This is a genomic window from Bradyrhizobium elkanii USDA 76, assembly GCF_023278185.1.
GTDB classification, from domain to species: Bacteria; Pseudomonadota; Alphaproteobacteria; order Rhizobiales; family Xanthobacteraceae; genus Bradyrhizobium; species Bradyrhizobium elkanii.
The window spans coordinates 8,827,474-8,846,197 of the sequence record NZ_CP066356.1 but is presented as its reverse complement, the minus strand read 5'-3'; the positions used below and the strand labels follow the sequence as shown (position 1 = coordinate 8,846,197).

Annotated in this window: 17 protein-coding genes; 8 read left to right on the top strand and 9 right to left on the bottom strand. The window is 64.8% G+C overall.

Annotation, left to right across the window (positions count from 1 at the left end; genetic code table 11):
• The first annotated feature begins 160 nt into the window (after positions 1–160).
• Positions 161–1,801, top strand: coding sequence for a flavin-containing monooxygenase (locus JEY66_RS41790; protein ID WP_016848316.1), 1,641 nt, complete (start codon positions 161–163; stop codon positions 1,799–1,801).
• 123 nt (positions 1,802–1,924) lie between these two features.
• Positions 1,925–3,118: a methyl acetate hydrolase AcmB gene (gene acmB / locus JEY66_RS41785; protein ID WP_016848317.1), complete on the top strand. Its 1,194-nt coding sequence runs from the start codon at positions 1,925–1,927 to the stop codon at positions 3,116–3,118.
• A 116-nt stretch (positions 3,119–3,234) separates the two neighbouring features.
• Here the strand turns inward: acmB and JEY66_RS41780 are convergent, their stop codons facing one another.
• From JEY66_RS41780 to JEY66_RS45240, 3 genes are all read right to left on the bottom strand, one after another.
• A complete protein-coding gene (locus tag JEY66_RS41780) occupies positions 3,235–4,602 on the bottom strand; it encodes a sensor histidine kinase (RefSeq protein WP_016848318.1) in 1,368 nt (455 codons plus the stop codon).
• A gap of 5 nt (positions 4,603–4,607) precedes the next feature.
• Positions 4,608–5,282: a response regulator transcription factor gene (locus JEY66_RS41775; protein WP_016848320.1), complete on the bottom strand. Its 675-nt coding sequence runs from the start codon at positions 5,280–5,282 to the stop codon at positions 4,608–4,610.
• 212 nt (positions 5,283–5,494) lie between these two features.
• Complete coding sequence (locus JEY66_RS45240; RefSeq protein WP_016848321.1) at positions 5,495–5,620, bottom strand: hypothetical protein; 126 nt, start codon at positions 5,618–5,620, stop codon at positions 5,495–5,497.
• On the opposite strand from JEY66_RS45240, the gene JEY66_RS41770 reads away from it, so the two are divergent.
• The 3 genes from JEY66_RS41770 (at position 5,619) to JEY66_RS41760 (ending at position 7,976) form a co-directional block, all read left to right on the top strand.
• Positions 5,619–6,197 (top strand): class I SAM-dependent methyltransferase, encoded by a 579-nt coding sequence (locus tag JEY66_RS41770; RefSeq protein WP_016848322.1) that lies wholly within the window; start codon positions 5,619–5,621, stop codon positions 6,195–6,197. The genes JEY66_RS45240 and JEY66_RS41770 overlap by 2 nt on opposite strands.
• Before the next feature lie 11 nt (positions 6,198–6,208).
• Entirely contained in the window at positions 6,209–6,868 is a 660-nt protein-coding gene (locus JEY66_RS41765) for a DedA family protein (protein WP_038376871.1), read from the top strand.
• 76 nt (positions 6,869–6,944) lie between these two features.
• Entirely contained in the window at positions 6,945–7,976 is a 1,032-nt protein-coding gene (locus JEY66_RS41760; protein WP_016848324.1) for a glycosyltransferase family 4 protein, read from the top strand.
• Positions 7,977–7,991: 15 nt separating this feature from the next.
• Here the strand turns inward: JEY66_RS41760 and JEY66_RS41755 are convergent, their stop codons facing one another.
• Together JEY66_RS41755 and JEY66_RS41750 are read right to left on the bottom strand one after the other, a co-directional pair.
• Positions 7,992–9,122 (bottom strand): threonine synthase, encoded by a 1,131-nt coding sequence (locus JEY66_RS41755; protein ID WP_018269412.1) that lies wholly within the window; start codon positions 9,120–9,122, stop codon positions 7,992–7,994.
• 38 nt (positions 9,123–9,160) lie between these two features.
• Positions 9,161–11,206 (bottom strand): acetoacetate--CoA ligase, encoded by a 2,046-nt coding sequence (locus JEY66_RS41750; RefSeq protein ID WP_038378399.1) that lies wholly within the window; start codon positions 11,204–11,206, stop codon positions 9,161–9,163.
• Positions 11,207–11,388: 182 nt separating this feature from the next.
• Between JEY66_RS41750 and JEY66_RS41745 the strand changes: the two genes are divergently transcribed.
• Positions 11,389–12,390, top strand: coding sequence for a glycoside hydrolase family 3 N-terminal domain-containing protein (locus JEY66_RS41745; RefSeq protein ID WP_016845172.1), 1,002 nt, complete (start codon positions 11,389–11,391; stop codon positions 12,388–12,390).
• A 376-nt stretch (positions 12,391–12,766) separates the two neighbouring features.
• On the opposite strand, the gene JEY66_RS41740 is transcribed toward JEY66_RS41745, so the two are convergent.
• Complete coding sequence (locus JEY66_RS41740; protein WP_240536760.1) at positions 12,767–13,162, bottom strand: hypothetical protein; 396 nt, start codon at positions 13,160–13,162, stop codon at positions 12,767–12,769.
• 621 nt (positions 13,163–13,783) lie between these two features.
• Between JEY66_RS41740 and JEY66_RS41735 the strand changes: the two genes are divergently transcribed.
• Entirely contained in the window at positions 13,784–14,356 is a 573-nt protein-coding gene (locus tag JEY66_RS41735; protein ID WP_016845174.1) for a helix-turn-helix domain-containing protein, read from the top strand.
• 86 nt (positions 14,357–14,442) lie between these two features.
• Here JEY66_RS41735 and JEY66_RS41730 read toward each other — a convergent pair whose 3' ends face one another.
• From JEY66_RS41730 to JEY66_RS41720, 3 genes are all read right to left on the bottom strand, one after another.
• On the bottom strand, positions 14,443–14,691 hold the full coding sequence (locus JEY66_RS41730; RefSeq protein ID WP_016845175.1) for a hypothetical protein: 249 nt from the start codon (positions 14,689–14,691) through the stop codon (positions 14,443–14,445).
• Between the two features lie 155 nt (positions 14,692–14,846).
• The gene (locus JEY66_RS41725; RefSeq protein ID WP_018269415.1) at positions 14,847–15,566 is read right to left on the bottom strand and encodes a Crp/Fnr family transcriptional regulator; all 720 of its coding nucleotides are present in this window, start codon (positions 15,564–15,566) and stop codon (positions 14,847–14,849) included.
• A 188-nt stretch (positions 15,567–15,754) separates the two neighbouring features.
• Positions 15,755–16,465: a Crp/Fnr family transcriptional regulator gene (locus JEY66_RS41720; RefSeq protein ID WP_038375934.1), complete on the bottom strand. Its 711-nt coding sequence runs from the start codon at positions 16,463–16,465 to the stop codon at positions 15,755–15,757.
• Positions 16,466–17,016: 551 nt separating this feature from the next.
• On the opposite strand from JEY66_RS41720, the gene JEY66_RS41715 reads away from it, so the two are divergent.
• Positions 17,017–18,543 carry a flagellin N-terminal helical domain-containing protein gene (locus tag JEY66_RS41715; protein WP_018269416.1) on the top strand — a complete coding sequence of 509 codons (1,527 nt, stop codon included), beginning with the start codon at positions 17,017–17,019 and terminating at the stop codon, positions 18,541–18,543.
• Positions 18,544–18,724 lie beyond the last annotated feature (181 nt).

Sequence of the window (18,724 nt, the reverse complement as noted above, 5' to 3'; positions counted from 1 at the left end):
GTTCCAGAGATTGTTGGTTTCATCCAAGCCGTTCGGTCGAGCGGCCCGTAGCCTGCTCTGCGTTTCGGCGACAGCGGCCGAGACCAAATTGACGCAATGCACCATCACCCGGCGACGCCGGCGATTGGAGCGTGTGTGAAGCAGGATACAGGAGGAAACCATGACGGAGACCGTCACGAGATCGAATGGAAGCAATGGTGCGCATGCAACGACCAAGCTCGACGCCGTGGTCGTCGGCGCCGGCGTCGCCGGTCTCTATCAATTGTTCCGCCTGCGCGAGCAGGGGCTGAGTGTGAAGGCGATCGATGCCGGGTCCAGCGTCGGCGGCACCTGGTACTGGAACCGCTATCCCGGGGCACGCTTCGATTCCGAAGGCCACACCTATCAGTACCTGTTCTCCGAGGAGCTCTACAAAGGCTGGAGCTGGAGCGAACGATTCCCGGGTCAGCCGGAAATCGAGCGCTGGCTGAACTACGTCGCCGACCGCCTCGACCTCAGGAAGGACATCAAGTTCGGCACCACGGTGAAGAGCGCGCATTTCAATGAGGCGACGCAACGCTGGCTGGTCGCGACCGATCAGGGCGACGTGATCGATACCCAGTTCCTCGTCACCTGCTGCGGCATGCTCTCGGCCCCGCACGTGTCCTTCCCGGGACAGGAGACGTTCAACGGCAAGCTGTTCCACACCGCGCGCTGGCCCAAGGGGCCGATCGAGCTCGCCGGCAAACGCGTCGGCGTGGTCGGCAACGGCGCGACCGGAATCCAGGTGATCCAGTCGATCGCCGGTGAGGTCGGCCACCTCAAGGTGTTCATCCGCACCCCGCAATACATCATCCCGATGAAGAACCCGAAATGGGATGCGTCGGATGCCGAGGCCTACAAGTCGAAGTTCAAGTTCCTCACCGAGCGGCTGCCCAAGACGTTCACCGGCTTCGAATTCGACTTCGAGCATGCCTGGGCCGACCTGACGCCACAGCAGCGCCGCCAGGTGATCGAGGATTGCTGGAACGACGGATCCCTGAAGCTGTGGGTCTCGTCCTTCGCCGAACTGTTCTTCGACGAAGCCGTCAACGCTGAGATCACCGAATTCGTGCGCGAGAAGATGCGCGAGCGGATCAAGGACCCCAAGCTGTGCGAACTGCTGATTCCCGCCGATTATGGTTTTGGCACGCACCGGGTGCCGCTGGAGAGCAATTTCCTCGAGGCCTTCCACCGGCCCAATGTCGAGATCGTCAGCGTCAAGAACAATCCGATCGCCCGCATCACGCCCGAGGGCATCCAGACCGCCGACGGCACGGTGCATGAGTTCGACGTCATCATCCTGGCGACCGGCTTCGACGCCGGAACGGGGGCGTTGACGCGCATCGACATCCGCGGCCGCGACGGGCGATCGCTGAAGGACGATTGGGGCAGGGATATCCGCACCACGATGGGCCTGCAGGTCCATGGCTACCCGAACCTGTTCACCACTGCGGTGCCGCTCGCGCCCTCGGCCGCACTCTGCAACATGACCACATGCCTGCAGCAGCAAGTGGAGTGGATTGCCGATTGCATCGGATATTTGCGTGGCAAGAACCTGAACGTCATCGAGCCGACCAGGGATACCGAGGATCAGTGGGTGGCGCATCACGACGAGACCGCCAACGCAACACTGATCGCCAAGACCAACTCCTGGTACCTGGGCTCGAATGTCGAGGGCAAGCCGCGCCGGGTGCTGTCCTATTGCGGCGGTGTCGGCACCTACCGCCAGAAATGCGACGAGGTCGCCGCCAGCGGCTATCGCGGCTTCGCCACGCAGTAGGGCTGATTTCGTAGCCCGGATGGAGCGAAGCGCAATCCGGGAACGCCCGAAATCACGATCCCGGATTTCGCTTCGCTTCATCCGGGCTACGCAGGTCAACATTACAAAATGTGGAGGAAGACAATGAGCACGAATTTCAGTGCAGCCGCCGATGCAATCCTTGACGGCGTCGTGACTTCAAGCCCGCGCGTTCCCGGCGTCGTGGCGATGGTGACTGACCGCCATCGCAACATCTATGAAGGTGCTGCCGGCAAGCGCCGCCTCGACCAGCCCGCCGACATGACGGCCGATAGCGTGTTCGCAATCTTCTCGACCACCAAGGCGATCACCGGGACGGCCGTCCTTCAGCTCGTCGAGGAAGGCAAGCTCGATCTCGACGCGCCCGCCAGGACCTACGCGCCCGACATCGGCAAGCTCCAGGTGATCGAAGGCTTTGACGACAAGGGCGAGCCACGGCTGCGTCCACCGAAACGCGACATCACCACCCGCATGCTGATGGTCCACAGCGCGGGTCTGAGCTACGACTTCATCAATCACACCTATAACCGGCTGGCGCAGGAGAAGGGGCAGCCCAGCGTCATCACGGCGTCCAAGGCTTCGCTGATGACGCCGCTGCTGTTCGATCCGGGCGAGCGCTGGGAATACGGCACCAACATGGATTGGTGCGGCCAGATCGTCGAGGCCATCACCGGCAGGCGGCTCGGGGAACTCTTCAAGACACGGATCTTCGAGCCGCTCGGGATCATGGACACGACGTTCGAGCTCACCGATGCGATGCGCCGCAAGCTTGCCGGCATCCACGCCCGCAACGCCGACGGTTCGCTCACGCCGATGGATTTCGAATTGCCGGCCAAGCCCGAAATCCACATGGGCGGCCACGGGCTTTACGGGACCATCGGCGACTACATGCGCTTCATCCGGATGTGGCTGAACGACGGCGCCGGCGAGCACGGGCGTGTCCTCAAGGCGGAGACCGTGCGGATGGCGGAGAAGAACCATCTCGGCAACAACAGGGTCACCGCGATCACCGGCGTGATCACGTCACTTGCCAACGACGCCGAGTTCTTCCCCGGTCAGTCGAAGTCCTGGGCGTTGAGCTTCATGATCAATGACGAGCAGGCTCCGACCGGCCGCCCCGCCGGCGCGCTCGGCTGGGCCGGGCTCGCCAATTTGTTCTACTGGATCGATCGGCAGAACGGTTTTGGCGGATACTGGGCGACGCAGATCCTGCCGTTTGGCGATCCGACGTCCTTTATCGGCTACATCAATTTCGAGACCGCGTTCTACGAATCCCTGAGGCTGCGCAAGGCGGGCTAGGCTTCCGAACGACCTGGACAAGGAAAACGCGCCAAAACAACCAACGAGAGTGCCGTTCCGATACCATCGGTGCGGACTCTCGTTTCGCGGCGCTCGCCGTGGCCGCATCCGCGCGATCAGCAGGACGGCTGAACCGTCGCAAACACCATTCGCATGCAGGCGCCGCCGGACGGCGCCCGATCGACCTCGATCCGGCCGCCGTGCAGCCGCATGATGGTCTGTACCAGATCGAGGCCGAGGCCGGCGCCGCGCCCGCCCGGATGCAGCCGGCGGAACGGCTCGAAGATTTGCTCGCGCTCGTCGGGCGGAATGCCGTTGCCGTCGTCGTGGACCTCGATCCGGCCGGCTGTCGTCACCCGAACCAGGATCGTGCCGCGCCGCTGTCCGTGGTCGATGGCGTTCTGCACGAGGTTGGTGAGGGCACGTTCCAGCGAGGTGTGGTCGCCGGAAACGACGACAGCCTCGTCCTCCTGTTCAAAGGACATTTCATATCCCGCCGCGAAGGCGAGCGGCGCCAGATCGAGCACGACCTGCCGGGCGATGCCGACGAGATCGACTTCGACGAACGTATCGGTTTGCTGATCGAGCCGTTGCAGGTCGAGCAACTGCCCGGCCAGCACGCTGAGGCGGGTGGCGTCTTCGAGCAGACGGGTTTTCTCCAGTCCGGCCTGCAGCGAGGCGACCCGTGCCGAAAGAATTGCGATCGGGGTCCGCAGCTCGTGTGCGGCCGCGGCGAGGAAGCGCCGGTGGCGTTCGTAGCCCTTGTCGAGGCGACCGAGCGCGGCATTGATGGCCTTGACCAGCGGAACGATCTCGACCGGCACCGTATCGAGCGGCAACTGCACGCCGCGCTGGTCGATGTCGATGCGTTCGGCTTGCGCTGCGACCTGGGCAAGGCCCGTCATGGCCCGGCGCACCACGAACGGGGTCGCGACCAGCGTCGCCAGCGTCATCAGCACGACGATCGGCAGGATCATGTTGAGGAATAGCAGGGGCGTGCTCTCCAGTGCTCGCCACATCGAGAGCTCGCCGTATGTGCCGGTCAGGATCTGGAGCCGTCCAGCCGGCGTATCGACCCATTTGACGAGCCCGGCAGGCCGCGCGGTTTCCGCAGCGTTCCATTTGAGCCGCGCTTCGCTCACATGATCGAGGGCCGAGGTGATCGGCGCCAATTGCGTTGGCACCATGCCCTCGGACAGCTGTTGTCCCTCGGCGTCGCGAACGATGAACCACAGATCGGCATGCTCGGCACGCAGGGCGGCCAGTTCCGGCGTTTCGCGCAACATCAGGCGGCCCGCTTCATTGCGCGTGAGAGCGTCTCGCAGCGTATCGAGCGTGCTGCCTTCGTACTCGCCGATCAGCAGCCCCGCCCGCAGCAGCCCGATCGCGACGGCGCCGATCACGAGAATCAGAAGGGTCAACGTGACGGCTTGCAGGCCTGCGAGGCGGCCGACCAGGCGCCAGGTGAGGGATCGCGGTCGCAATACGCTCACGGTGTTTCCCGCAGCACATAGCCGAGGCCACGCACGCCATTGATGGTGACGCCGGCGTCGGCCTCGGCGAGCCTGCGGCGCAGACGCGACACATGGCTGTCCAGCGCATTGGGCTGCACGTCGTCGTCAAGGCCGTAGACCGCCTCCATCAGCGCAGAACGCTGCACCATGCGTCCCATTCGATGCAGCAGGCTCTCGAGCACCAGCCGTTCGCGACGCGGCAGTTCCAGGGGACGTCCGTCCACGCTGGCCTCGCGATGGGTGAAGTCGAACGACAAGCGCCCGATCCGCGCGGCGTGTTGCTGCACGCCCGCCGGCCGGCGCAACAGCGCCCGCAATCGAGCCAGCAGCTCCTCGAACGCAAACGGCTTGCCGAGATAATCGTCCGCGCCGCTGTCGAGACCCGCGACCCGGTCCGCGAGCTCACCGCGGGCGGTCAGCACCAGCACCGGTACGGCATTGCCGCTCGCGCGCAATTTCGCAATCAGCGACAGTCCGTCGCCGTCCGGCAATTGCCGGTCGAGCACGATCGCGTCGTAGCTTCCCGCTGCGGCGATCGCCTCGGCTTCCAACAGATCCGGCGCATGATCGACCAGCATGTCGTGGCGTGCGAGCGCCGCGCGCAACGCCGCGACCATGTCCGGCTGGTCCTCCACCAACAGCACTCGCATTCGTCGTCGTTATCCCTGCACCGTTTCGTCTCTCGATTTGCCGGTTTATGTCCCATTCATTGCGGCAACCTTGCGATTTGCTCCGCGCCAATGCGTCGCGGATCGAAATCTCGCACACGGGCGGATTCGCGACAGGCTGACGCAAGCTTCGCATGAGACGAAAGCGCCTGCCGGAGCGGGTCGAATCGTTTCCCATTGCCGGCCGACACGGCTCAACCGGCGGGAATCTCCACGCGCGATCGTGGGGTACCCGCAATGCGAAAGACATTTGAATGGCTTTGCTCATTGATCTTCAGCGCCAGACCGGCAATGCGCACATCGTGCGGGAGCTTCAGCATGTCGGCCGCTGATATCCTGCCGTTCTTCCGGGCCTGGGTGCGCAATCCGCTGGCTGTCGCTGCAGTCGCGCCGTCCGGGCCGACGGTCTCGTCCCTCATGGTGCAGGAGATCACGGCAGACACCGGCCCCGTGATCGAGCTCGGTCCCGGCACCGGCGTCTTCACCCGCGCGCTGCTGGAGCGCGGCGTCAGGCAGCGGGATCTGACGCTGGTGGAGTACGGTTCCGAGTTCATCCCGCTGCTGCAGCGGCGCTTCCCGGGCGCGCGAGTGCTCTGGATGGATGCGGCCTGGCTGCAGAGGGAGAGGCTGTTCGACGGGGCGCCGGTCGGTGCGGTCGTGAGCGGCCTCGGGCTTCTCATGATGCCGCCGGAGAAGGTCACGGCGATCCTTGCCGGCGCCTTCGGCTATCTCCGGCCCGATGGCGCGTTCTACCAGATCACCTATGGCCCGCGCTGTCCCGTCGCAGACGCGATCCTGGATCGCCTCGATCTGCAGGCGAGCTGCATCGGACAGACGTTTCGCAACCTGCCTCCGGCTTCCGTGTATCGGATCAGCCGCCGCCACCCCCACATGTGATCGAGGCCGTCATGGACACGTCGAGCACGATCGCGGTCTTTTTGCATTTCGGCCTGGTGGGCATTGGCTGCCTCGCCCTCACCGAGAAGTTCATTCCGCTGCTGCCGTCCTATGTGTTGCTGATGCTGCTCGGCCTGACGGTCTCCGACGGCACGACGCTCGCGATGACGATCCTGGCGACCAGCGCCGGGTCGGTCGTCGGTGCGATCGGCTGGTACGGGCTCGGCCGCGCGCTCGGCTCGCGCCGCATCGAGCGGCTGGTGACGCGCTTCGGCAAGTTCGTGTTGCTGCGGCCTTCGCTCTACCGGCAGCTCACCGACGCCTATCGCGGCAATCATTTCTGGGTGACGCTGATCGGCCAGACCCTGCCCACCGTGCGGATCTATCTGGCCCTGCCCGCCGGCGTGCTGCGGCTGGAGCCGCGTGCGTTCGTGACGGCGACGGCGATCGGCACCGTGATCTGGAACATGCCGTTCCTCAGCCTGGGCTATGCGCTGCGCGGCAGCGGTCACGATCCGGTCAGCCTCGGCTTCTGGGTCGTGGTCATCCTGATCGCGGTGGAGGTCGCGCTCGTGCTGGGATTTCGCCTCTACAAGCGTTCGCTCGCGCCGCGGAGCGTCGCGCCGCCGCTTGCGCTTCCCCCGCACCTGCCGCTCGAGGAGGGCGCATGAGAGCGCTGCCGTTTAGCGTGCGGCGAGGCTCGCACACGCTTGAGTATGTCGCCGCGGCATCGGAGGCGGTCGGCTGATGCGTGTGCTGGTGGCGACCGACGCCTGGCGTCCGCAGATCAACGGCGTGGTTCGTTCGCTCGAATACCTCGCCAAAGAGGCGCCCTCGTTCGGCGCAACGATCAGCTTCCTGACGCCGGCCGATTTCCGCACCGTGCCGCTGCCCGGTTATCCGGAGATCCGGCTCGCGCTGCCGTCGGTCCGGCGCATCGCGCGCGCGATCGCGGCCGCGCGCCCGGACTCGGTGCACATCGCAACCGAAGGCCCGATCGGCTGGATCGCCCGGCATGTCTGCCGGACGCGCGGCTATCCATTCACGACCAGCTATCACACCCGCTTTCCCGAATATCTCGCCGCGCGACTGCCGGTCCCGCTACGGTGGAGCTATGCGGCGCTGCGCCGCTTCCACAATGGCGGCGACGGCATCATGGTCGGCTCGCCATCGCTCGAGCAGGCGCTGAAGGCGCATGGTTTCCGCAAGCTGATGCCGTGGTCGCGCGGCGTCGATGCCGAGCTGTTCTGTCCCCGCGCGGAGCGGCCGCTCGCCTTCCCGGCGCCGGTGTTTCTCTATGTCGGCCGCGTCGCGATCGAGAAGAACCTCGAAGCCTTTCTCGCTCTCGACCTGCCGGGGTCGAAAGTCGTGGTCGGGGATGGGCCGCTGCGCCGCAGCTTGCAAGCCCGATTTCCGCAGGCGCATTTTCTCGGGACACGGACCGGCCAGGCGCTGGCCGATGCCTATGCGTCGGCCGATGTCATGGTGTTTCCGAGCCTGACCGATACGTTCGGGATGGTGATGCTCGAGGCGCTGGCCTGTGGCCTGCCGGTCGCAGCCTATCCGGTGATGGGGCCGCTCGACGTGATCGGCCGATCGGGATGCGGATGTCTCGATCACGACCTGCGTCGTGCGGCGCTCGGCGCGCTGCTGGTGCCGCGCGAAAAATGCCGTGCCCACGCCCTGACGTTTACCTGGCAGGAAAGCGTGCGCCAGTTCCTCGACAATATCGGGCGGGCTCACGCCCCGCTGGCGGGTGCGGTGGTCGCGGCAGGATGATGCCGGCGATCGCCGTCAGCCGCCGAGCAGCTCCGTGATCAGCCCCGCCGCCTTGATCCCGGTGCCGCTGATGATGACGACGGTGCGCTCCGCCGGCCGGATCGCGCCGCGCGCCTTGAGGACGTCGAGCGCGGCGGCGGCCGAGGCCGAGGTCGGCTCGACGAACAGGCCGCTGCGCGCCAGCCGCTTCAACGCGGCGACGATGCCGTCTTCGGGAATTGCCACCGTGCCGCCCCCGCTCTCCTTCAGCGCCGCGATCATCTGCTTCAGCCGCAGCGGGTGCTTGATCGCGGTGCCCTCGGCGATGGTCTTGCGGACCGCGCGATCGATGGGCGTGTCGACGCCGGCGGCGAAGCTGGCGTCGACCGGCGAGCAGTTGAGCGGCTGCGCCGCGAACAGGCGCGGCAGCCGCGTGATCTGTCCGGCCGCGAGGAGCTCCTTGAAGCCGATATAGCAGCCGAGCAGGCTGCTGCCGGCGCCGACCGGCATGATGACATTGTCGGGCGCGGTGAAGCCGAAATCTTCCCAGATCTCGTAGGCCAGCGACTTGGTGCCCTGCAGGAAGAACGGCTGCCAGTTGTGGCTGGAGTAGAAGATCTGCTTCGACTGGCGGATCGCCTCCGCCTCGGATCCCTCGCGCGGACCTTCGACCAGCTGCACCTCGGCGCCGAAGGCGTGCATCTGCGCCACCTTCATCGGCGACGTCGTCGCCGGCGCAAGGATTTTGACCCGCATGCCGCCGGCCGCGCCATAGGCTGAAACCGACGCGCCGCCATTGCCGGAGCTGTCTTCCAGCACCGCATCGACGCCGAGCTGGCGCAGCAACGACAGCATCACCGTGGTGCCGCGATCCTTGAAGCTTGCGGTCGGATTGAACCATTCGAGCTTGAAATGCGGCCGCAGCTCATCCCACGCCTTCTCGACGGCAGGCGTGCAGCCTTCGCCCATCGTGATCGGCTGCCTGATCTCGACCGGCAGCGCCGCGCGATAGCGCCACAGCGACCGCGTCCCACGATCGATGTCGTCGCGGGAGATGCCCGGCAGCGGCGTGATCAGGAGCGGCTTGCCCTCGTCGGAGCACCAGCGCGGGATATCCAGCGGATAGAGCTTTCCGTTGAGCGGGTCGATGTAGCTGGGTGCAGACATGTCGTGAGATCCCAAACGCGAGGGGCATTCGGCGGCCGTTACGCCGCGCCGGCCTGCTTGCTCAGATAGCTCTTCGCAAAATCGAGATACCAGTCGAGGCATCCCGGATTGGCCATCGCGTCGCGGTTGATGATCTTCTCGACGGGATGGCCGAGCAACAGCTTCTTGACCGGAAGCTCCTGCTTCTTGCCGGACAGCGTGCGCGGAATCTCCGCCACGACGAAGATGTCGTTGGGCAGGAAGCGGCGCGACAGCCCGGCCTCGACCGCCTTGTTGATCTTCTCCTTCATCGCGGCGTCGAGCGCAATGCCCTCGCGCAGCACCACGAACAGCGGCATGTAGCTGTCGCGGCCGAGATATTCGAGGTCGACGACCATCGAATCCAGCACCTCCGGCAGCGCCTCGATCGCGGAATAGAGCTCGCTGGTGCCCATCCGCAAGCCATGGCGGTTGATGGTGGCGTCGCTGCGGCCATAGATCACGCAGGAGCCGTCGGGGTTGATCTTGAGCCAGTCGCCATGCCGCCACACCGGGCCGCGCCCGGACCCGTCGAAATTGTCGGGATAGGTCTCGAAATAGCTGGAAAGGTAGCGCGCATTGCCGGGATCGTTCCAGAAGCGCAGCGGCATCGAGGGCAGCGGCTCGGTGCAGACGAGCTCGCCGACCTCGTCGATCACCGCGCGGCCCTGCTCGTCGAACGCTTCGACCGCGCAGCCGAGCAGGCGGCATTGCATGATGCCCGGCGTCTGCGGCAATTCGCGATTGCCGCCGATGAAGGCGCCGGCGAAGTCGGTGCCGCCGGAAATATTGGCCCACCACATATCGGCCTGCGCGGCGTTGCCGTTCTGCTGCGCCAGCGCGGCGAAGCGCTCGTTGAACCAGGCCTGGGTGTCGGCGCTGAGCGGCGAGCCGGTCGAGCCGAGCGTGCGCAGGCCCGAGAGGTCGCCGACGGCTGCGAGATCGATCTCCGCCTTGGTGCAATTGGCAAAGAACGCCGCCCCTGCGCCGAAGAAGGTGGCCTTGGCGTCGGCGACGAAGCGCCACAGCGTGGTCCAGTCCGGCTTGTCCTTGGTGCCGCCGGGACTGCCGTCGAAAATGCAGCAGGTCGTGCCGTTGAGCAGGCCGTTGGCCTGGCAATTCCACATGATCCAGCCGGTCGAAGAGTACCAGTGGAAGCGTTCGCCGAACGAGTTTGGCTGATAGCTGCAGCCGATGTCGTTGTGCAGCGTCGAGAGCGGCAGCGCCACGACGATGATGCCGCCATGGCTGTGCAGGATCGGCTTCGGCAATCCGGTGGTGCCCGAAGAATAGACGATCCAGAGCGGATGATCGAACGGCAGCCATTCCGGCTCGAAGGCGTCGATCTCCGCGCTCCGGCCCGCGAGGATCGATGACAGTCGCGTCTCGGACGGCGCGGCGTCGCTGTGCAGGATGACATGCTGCACGGTCGGCAGCGCGCGCCGCAATTCCTCGATCACACCTTGCCGGTCGTGGCGGCGGCCGGCATAGGTCACGGCGTCGCAGGCGATCAGCACCTTCGGCTCGATCTGCTTGAAGCGATCGATCACCGCGGGCGCCGCCATGTCGGGCGCGCAGACGCTCCAGACCGCGCCCAGACTCGCGGTCGCGAGGAACGCGATGATCGTCTCGGGAATGTTCGGCAAGTAAGCGGCGACCCGGTCGCCGGCGCGCACGCCATTAGCTTTCAGATGCAGCGCCAGCGCCGCCGATTTGCGCTGCAGCTCGGGCCAGCTCGTCTCGGAGAGCTTGCCGTCCTCGCCGCTGGAGATCAGGGCCGGCAGTCCTGCGGCATGTGCCGGCGCGACATGGCGAAAGACCTGGCGCGCGTAGTTCACCGAAGCGCCGGGAAACCACGCCGCGCCCGGCATCTTGCGCTCGGCCAGCACCGCCGAATGCGGCGTCGGCGAGCGCAGGTCGAAATAATCCCACACGCTCTGCCAGAAGCCGTCGATATCGGTGACCGACCAGCGCCGCATCGCCTCGAAATCCGCAAATTCAAGGCCGCGCGTCTGCTTCAGCCATTGGCGGTAAAGGGCCATTTGCGGGACGTAAGCTGCTGTCATGGGCGTTTCCGAAAGTCCTTGTGTCGTGGCAGGCGATCGAGGCCCGCCGGCGTGTCTTAACATAGTGATGCGAGCACGGGGAACGCAGTCGAGCAGCAAGCTGCGTCATATTCTTACCGCCGCCGCAGCGTGCTATTCCATCGGGCGCGGCTGATTCCATGCGGCAACCGAATCGAGCGGCCATGTCCGTCGGCGAACTTTTCATTCTCGGCTTCTACGGCAAGGTCATTCCGCCCTGGCTGAAGGAATTTGCCGCGCAATTCGGGCTCGGCGGGGTGATCCTGTTCGACTACTCCTGCCAGACCCGGCAGTACGACAACAATATCGCCTCGCCGGCGCAGGTGCAGTCGCTCTGCGCCGAGATCGCGGCGCTGCCGTCGCGGCCGCTGGTCTTCATCGACCAGGAGGGCGGCCTGGTGCGGCGGCTCAAGGACAGCTGCGGTTTTCAGCCGCTGCCGAGCGCGAAGGAGTTCAATCTGCTCGCGCGCGCGGAAAAGCAGGCAGTCCTCGCCGCAAGCTATGGCGAGCTGCGCCGGCTCGGCATCCGCTACAATTTCGCGCCTGTCATCGACGTCGACTACAATCCCGACAATCCCAACATCGGCAGGATCAAGCGGTCCTATTCGCCCGATACCGGTGAGGTCGAGGCCAATGCCCGGCTGGTCGACGCTGCGGCGCGGCAGGCGGGCGTAGGCCTTTGCCTGAAGCATTTTCCGGGCATCGGCGGTGCAAACGTCGATTCGCACCTGGAGTTCATGGACATTTCCGATGCGCTGCGTCCCGAGCAGGAGGAGCTGTTCTACACGTTGGCGCCGCGCACCTATGGCGATGCGGTGCTGGTCAGCCACGCCATCGTCCGGCAGTGGGACGCGCAGCATCCGATGACATTGTCATCGGCCGGGCTCGGCCGGCTTCGCCGCCGCCTGCCCGAGACGCTGCTGATCACCGACGACATGCAGATGCAGGGGCTGCAGAAGGCGCTCGGCACAAGCGCGGCCAGCCTGCAGTCGATCGCCGCCGGCATGGACATGATCTGCATCGGCAACAATTTGTTCGACCAGGAGCAGGAGATGGCCGGCATCGCCGCGGCGGTCGCGGGTGCGGTGCAAGACGGGGCGCTGGATCGCACCGCGGTTCAGCGCTCCATTGCGCGGGTGCGAAAGCGCAAGGCGCTGCTCGCCTGACGGCATTGAACGAAATTCCGCGCCGAGCGACCACAAGAGGTGGAACCAAATTTCATTGCCGCGATTTAACAATGACGCTCATCGGGGCTGACAACCATGAAGATGCTCAAGCGTCTCTTCCGATTGACCTGGCTACGCCGGGCCGCAAGCAAACCAGCCGAGTTTCCGCCTGCCTCCATCGATCCTGACGAATTCAGCCGCCTGCTTTGCAGCGGGCGCCCCGAGGATTTGCGGATCCTGGCAAAGAGATTGAGCCAGCGTTCGCGGGCCCACGCATAGGCGGTGGATCGGATTCAATCGCTAGCCCGGTCTTCGGTCAAAACCGGCAAGTCCGGCGCGCGGCCGTGACTCCCGGCATCGGTCTCGACGCGACCAGCTACTGCTTTGCTTTTTCATGATTGCCGATCCCGACCGCCTTGTAGTCGTAGGTCGGGTAGAACTCGGTGTGGTAGGCGCCCCAGGCACTGTTCTCGATGACGCGGTTGACCTCGCGCAGCCGCGATGCCGGCAGCCGCAGCGTCACTACCTGGCCGATCCCCATCATCACGTACCAGCTGACGACCTCGACCCCTTCGGGCGGAAACGCCTTGTAGAAGCCCTGCCGCTCAAGCTGGGCATTGAGCTCACCGAGCGGGCGTGACTGATCATGCTTGAAGAAGATGGTGAGCATGACCGCGTTGTCGGGCGTCGGCGTTGCATCGCTGGTCGGCGGGGTCTGGGCCCGCGCGCCTGCGCCAAGCAGCAGTGCCGCGGCGAGCGCCGCAATCGTCATCCAGGATATCCAGGATTCGTTCCGCCCTCGCTTCATGGCCGCGCCCTTATTGCTGATCGAGAGGCGGCGATCATCGCGACGCCTGTCGGGGCTGTAAATTGACGTTCGCCTGATCCGATGCCGGCCCAATGCGCACCCGATGCTCGGTTGATGTGAACCGTCTCATAGGTGCGCGCGCCCGCATGCGGTATGCCGACACTATCCCGATGTCGAGAGGGATGATCGATGACGACCCGACGAATGGCGTATTGGTGGTTCAGGTTCGTTCTTTCGGGGCGGTTCCTGCAGAAATTCCTTCGGCTCCGGCGCCCCTGAGGCGATGCCGGGCCGCGAAATTCGGGCCCTTTCAATCCGGAACCAGGGGGCCGGAAACTGCTGGCTCGCCGATGGCACCCAAGCCCACCCGTCCCGTAAGAATACTGTAATTCGACTCAAATATGCGAGATTCGTTGCCAAATCAGCGGTAATCTGCGCCTGCTTGGCAGGTCGGGGCCCGAGGTCACAGTTGCGTCACCCGTAGTTTTACGGAGTCCCGTGTTAACGCGGCCACAAGTTCACCTTTGGTAAACCATACTTATGACGCAACATGACAATCGAGCCGAGGCGCGCCTTCCGGCATGGATGGGTGGAACCGCGACGCTCGAGCCGCAGCCGCCTGAGCCGCAGCCGCTCGAGACTCAGGGAGTCGCAGCGCCGCGGCCGCAGGCCGACGCCGGTGCCGCGATCGTCCGGCAGTTCAATGGGCCGGTGACGGCGCTGCTGCTCTATATGAACGAGCTCAAACAGCACAGTCAGCAGTTCGCGCACGCGCCCGGCAATGGCGTCTATCTGCGGCAGGTGATCGAGAACGCGCTCGAGCAGACCGAGCGCGTGTCCGCGATGCTGAAGCAGATTTCCGACCTCTATCCCAATGCCGTCCCGGCCGCCGATCTCAAGCCGCCGAGCGACGACAAGCCGGCAGCCTCTCGGTCGCCGGATGTCATGTTCGCGCCGGAAGCCGGCCGCAAACCGTTGACCAAGCGCGAACGTGAAGTGCTCAGCCTGATCAGCGACGGCTATTCCAACAAGCAGGGCGCGCTGCGGATGAATATCAGCCCGCGCACGTTCGAGAGCCATCGCGCCGAGGCCATGCGCAAGCTCGGCGCGCGCAACACCGCCGATCTCGTTCGCAAGGCCTTGCTGCATTCCGCATAGAGCGTTTTCAAGCGAAGTGGTTCGCGTCAAGAAGACGCGTCAAAACTGCAGTCCAGAACCCCGTTCGGTTCGTTAGAACCCGGTTCTCAGAAATCGTCTTCCGCGGCGAAGCACAGGCGCGGCGCGGGCCGCGCGGCCGGCGCGGCCGCCTTCGGCTCATCCGGAACGATCGTGACCACCCATGCCGCCGTCGCGCCAGACTTGCTTTCGACGATCGCGCGCACGCGTCCGGTGACGGTCGCGCCGGCCGACCGTATGGTCGCGGTTCGGCCGTTGAACTGGGCCATGCGGAAGCGCCGGGCTTCCTTCCGGTCGGTCGTCTGGTACGTGAACATCGGCTCCCCCGTGCGTCCACACAACTGTGCGGAGGCAGCGTTATCCGACGGTGAAAATCGCACGCCGTAGAAGTACGGCTTGCACGGCGGTCAGAGCGCTTTCGAGCGAAGCGGTGCCGGCTCGCGCAAAAGAAAACGCGGCAAAACAACGAACTCTAGCGACCGACTTCCTGACAACTCAGCAGCCCCGCATATTGCGCCTTGACCGCGGCGTAGCATTCGCACGCGGTTTTGATCAGCCCCTCGGCGTTGGTGATCTCGATGTGCCCGCGGCTGTAGTGGATGAAATTGGCCTGTTGCAAGGTATGCGCGACCAGCGACACGCTGTTGCGGCGCGCGCCGATCATCTGCGCCATCGCCTCCTGCGTCAGGACGATCTTGTTGCTGCCGGAGAGATCGCGTGTGTGCAGCAGGCATCGCGCCAGCCGTGACTCCACGGTGTGCGCGGCGTTGCAGCCGGCGGTCTGCTGGATCTGGGCGTAGACGGCGAGCCCATGCCGGATCAATCTCGCGCGAAGCGTCGGGCTCTGGCCGGCAGCTGCGCGCAATGGCTCGAGCTCCACGGTCGAGGCGATGCCGGGCACCAGCACCGCTGCGTTGTTGAGAACAGGCCCTTCGACGAGCGGGGCGAATGCGTCATAGATGCTGTCGCGGCCGACCATCGCGACCTGCACGCGCTCGCCTCTTGCCAGCTTGACCACCAGCGAGATCACGCCCTTGTGCGGCATGTATGTCCGCTTGAGCACCTCGTCGGTCTCGACCAGGACTGAATCGGCCGCGAGGTCGACCGTCCGCAGATGCGGCCGAATCAATTCGAAATCGCTTGCCGAAAGCGACGCCAGGAATCCGTTGGGTGGTCGCGAAACCTTATCCAAAGCAACCTCCTGCCTGCCGGCAAAGTTTGTCTCTGGTCAGTGGAGTTGACGCGTGCAGCTGGGCGTCCCTGCAACCTATTCTGGCATGTCCTGGTTCCAATGGAAACATGTCCGGGTTCCATTGAGAAGCACGTATTGTCGCGGGGGCGGGCTCGACATTATCCTATGTTAAAGAATTCGCGGCGCGATCAATCTTCCGGCCCGATCAATTGTTCGGCGTGCGCCTTGACCGTCGTGTAGCATTCACACGCCGCCTTCCGCAGCCCATCGATATCGGTGATCTCGATATGACCGCGGCTGTAACGCAGGATGCCGGCCTGCTGAAACCCATGTGCGACAATCGAAACCGCATTGCGCCGGACGCCGATCATCTGCGCCAGCATCTCTTGGGTCAGCGGCAATGCCTCGCTGCCGCACAAATCGCGAGCGCGCAGCAGCCATCGTGACAGCCGCGCCTCCACCGGATGGGAAACATTGCAGGCGACGGATTGTTGCGTCTGCGCCATCAGCGCCTGCTCATAGAGCGCAACCAGGGTCCGGAAATCCGCGCTGCGATCTGCTGCCTCGCGGAAATCCTCCGCACGCACCATCGAGGCCGAGCCTGGCACCACAACAATTGCGTCGGCAAGCAGCGGCCGCTCGTGCAGGGCGGCAGACGCGCCCACGACGCCGTCACGACCAATGGTGGCAATTTCGACAGATTGCCCGTCGGACAGATTGATCATCATCGAGACCACGCCGCTATGCGGAAAATACACCCGCTGCACCGGCGCGCCGGCATCGGCGAGAGCCGTTTCCCTGGTCAGATCGATGGTTTCCAGAAGGGGATGAAGCTGCGCGTACTCCGTGGAGGGAAGTGCTTGCAACAGACGATTGGGCGGACGCGATACCGCGGACATTGGTGCTCCTGCCGAGGGCGGGAGCACTTACGGTCTCGCATCACCTACTCTTGGCGTGTGGAATGATTGCGAACATAGCTTGCCTGTCCAATTGCACAAGGGTTGTAGTGTTGAAACTATACCCTCTAGAGGGCAGACGACGTGGCCGTCGCCGGCACCGGTGATCGACGTCGATTCGCGCGGCGTTCGACACGGGCGCGAATTTGTCTCTCATTTATTGATTTCCATTAACTCTGTTCCTCACCGGACTTTGCATCGTGATGACTGGCAACGCCGGCTATCGACGCGCCGCGCCGGCCGCGCCGGGATGTCGCAAGTCCTGCACATGCGCAGGAAATTCGCGGCCATGACGTCGGTCCGGCGCCGAACGTGCGCTGCCGCGGTCAACCATCGCGCCGGCCGCCGGTCGAATCACCGGCAAGGCCATTCTGGGTATTTGTACGGACCAGCCCTTTAACGAACGGGTAGCGCGGACGGACCAGTGTGGCGTGGGTCGCCGTGCGAAATTTACGGCGTCGCGTCAATCGTGTTCATCCAGAAGGGTATCCAGTATGTCCGGCATCGTTCTTTCGGCATCGGTCCGTCAAAACCTGCTTTCGCTGCAGTCGACCGCTGACCTGCTCGCCACCACGCAGAACCGCTTGTCCACCGGCAAGAAGGTCAACACTGCTCTCGACAATCCGACCAACTTCTTCACGGCGCAGTCGCTCGACAACCGCGCCAGCGACATCAACAACCTGCTGGACGGCATCGGCAACGGCGTGCAGGTGCTGCAGGCCGCCAACACCGGCATCACCTCGCTGCAGAAGCTCGTCGACAGCGCCAAGTCGGTCGCCAACCAGGCCCTGCAGGCTGCGGTCGGCTATTCCGCGAAGTCGTCGGTGACGACCGCCGCGATCCCCGGCGCGACCGCTGACAACCTGCTCGGCACGGCCGCTCCTGCGAGCAACGCCGTTCTCACCGGCACGTCTGCGCTCGCCACGCTCGACCTGACGGCGGCGGCAACCGACCTGACCTTCAAGGTCAACAGCCAGACCGTCACGCTGACCAAGGGCGCATCCTACACCGCGGCCCAGATTACGAGCGCGATCAATACCCAGGTCGGCACCAGCGCCAAGGTCAACGCCACGCTCAACGGCAGCGGAGATCTGGTTCTGACCAGCACCAACACCGCTGGCGCTTCGGATGCTGTCACGGTCGACACCTTCAGCTCCGGCGATGCGTCGCAGCTCGGCTTCCCGGCCGGTGCATCGGCGACCGCCAGCGGCTCCGCCGGCGGCAGCCCGCTGAGCGGCCTCACGCTGACCATCGGCGCAACCGGCAACGGCACCGCCACCAGCATCACCTTCGGCACCGGCGCAGGCCAGGTGAAGTCGCTCAACGACCTGAACAACGCGCTTTCGGCCAACAACTTGCAGGCCTCGCTCAGCGCGGCCGGTGCGCTCACCATCAGCACCACCAACGATGCCGCTTCGGCGACCATCGGCACGATCGGCGGCACGGCTGCCGGCGCCGGCAAGCTGTTCAACGGCCTCACGGGCAGCGCTCCGGTGCAGGACCCGACCGCGCTGGCGAACCGCGCCAACCTGGTCAACCAGTACAACAACATCCTGGACCAGATCACCACGACCGCCCAGGACGCCTCGTACAACGGCATCAACCTGCTCAATGGCGATCAGCTCAAGCTGACCTTCAACGAGACGGGCTCCTCGACGCTGAAGATCCAGGGCGTGACCTTCGACGCCACCGGCCTCAACCTCACCAAGCTGGTGGCCGGCACGGACTTCGTGGACAACGCTTCGGCCAACGCCACGCTGAAGACGCTGAACAACGCGAGCGGCCTGCTGCGCACCCAGGCTTCGACCCTCGGTTCGAACCTGTCGATCGTGCAGATCCGCCAGGACTTCTCGAAGAACCTGATCAACGTGCTGCAGACCGGCTCGTCCAACCTGACGCTGGCCGACACCAACGAGGAAGCGGCCAACAGCCAGGCGCTGTCGACCCGCCAGTCGATCGCGGTGTCCGCGCTGGCGCTGGCCAACCAGTCTCAGCAGAGCGTTCTGCAGCTGCTCCGCTAAGCGTAGCCGCGACAGACATCGACTATCGAGGCGGCGGAGGAAACTCCGCCGCCTTTCGCTTTGGCTGCGCTTGACCATCCCGCCGGGTTCAACCAATGAGCGATCGCGTTCTGATGCAGGCGGTCGTCATGGCGCGAACGTTTCGCGTGACTTAGCAGTCCTCAATTCCAATTAGTTCAAA

Excerpts from the sequence above, each read along its gene's own strand:
- JEY66_RS41760 (WP_016848324.1), top strand. The coding sequence starts at position 6,945 with ATGCGTGTGCTGGTGGCGACCGACGCCTGGCGTCCGCAGATCAACGGC.
- JEY66_RS41740 (WP_240536760.1), bottom strand. The coding sequence starts at position 13,162 with ATGACGATTGCGGCGCTCGCCGCGGCACTGCTGCTTGGCGCAGGCGCG.
- JEY66_RS45240 (WP_016848321.1), bottom strand. The coding sequence starts at position 5,620 with ATGCTGAAGCTCCCGCACGATGTGCGCATTGCCGGTCTGGCGCTGAAG.
- JEY66_RS41775 (WP_016848320.1), bottom strand. The coding sequence starts at position 5,282 with ATGCGAGTGCTGTTGGTGGAGGACCAGCCGGACATGGTCGCGGCGTTG.
- JEY66_RS41790 (WP_016848316.1), top strand. The coding sequence starts at position 161 with ATGACGGAGACCGTCACGAGATCGAATGGAAGCAATGGTGCGCATGCA.
- JEY66_RS41755 (WP_018269412.1), bottom strand. The coding sequence starts at position 9,122 with ATGTCTGCACCCAGCTACATCGACCCGCTCAACGGAAAGCTCTATCCG.
- acmB (WP_016848317.1), top strand. The coding sequence starts at position 1,925 with ATGAGCACGAATTTCAGTGCAGCCGCCGATGCAATCCTTGACGGCGTC.
- JEY66_RS41745 (WP_016845172.1), top strand. The coding sequence starts at position 11,389 with ATGTCCGTCGGCGAACTTTTCATTCTCGGCTTCTACGGCAAGGTCATT.
- JEY66_RS41770 (WP_016848322.1), top strand. The coding sequence starts at position 5,619 with ATGTCGGCCGCTGATATCCTGCCGTTCTTCCGGGCCTGGGTGCGCAAT.
- JEY66_RS41750 (WP_038378399.1), bottom strand. The coding sequence starts at position 11,206 with ATGACAGCAGCTTACGTCCCGCAAATGGCCCTTTACCGCCAATGGCTG.
- JEY66_RS41765 (WP_038376871.1), top strand. The coding sequence starts at position 6,209 with ATGGACACGTCGAGCACGATCGCGGTCTTTTTGCATTTCGGCCTGGTG.
- JEY66_RS41735 (WP_016845174.1), top strand. The coding sequence starts at position 13,784 with ATGGGTGGAACCGCGACGCTCGAGCCGCAGCCGCCTGAGCCGCAGCCG.
- JEY66_RS41715 (WP_018269416.1), top strand. The coding sequence starts at position 17,017 with ATGTCCGGCATCGTTCTTTCGGCATCGGTCCGTCAAAACCTGCTTTCG.
- JEY66_RS41730 (WP_016845175.1), bottom strand. The coding sequence starts at position 14,691 with ATGTTCACGTACCAGACGACCGACCGGAAGGAAGCCCGGCGCTTCCGC.
- JEY66_RS41720 (WP_038375934.1), bottom strand. The coding sequence starts at position 16,465 with ATGTCCGCGGTATCGCGTCCGCCCAATCGTCTGTTGCAAGCACTTCCC.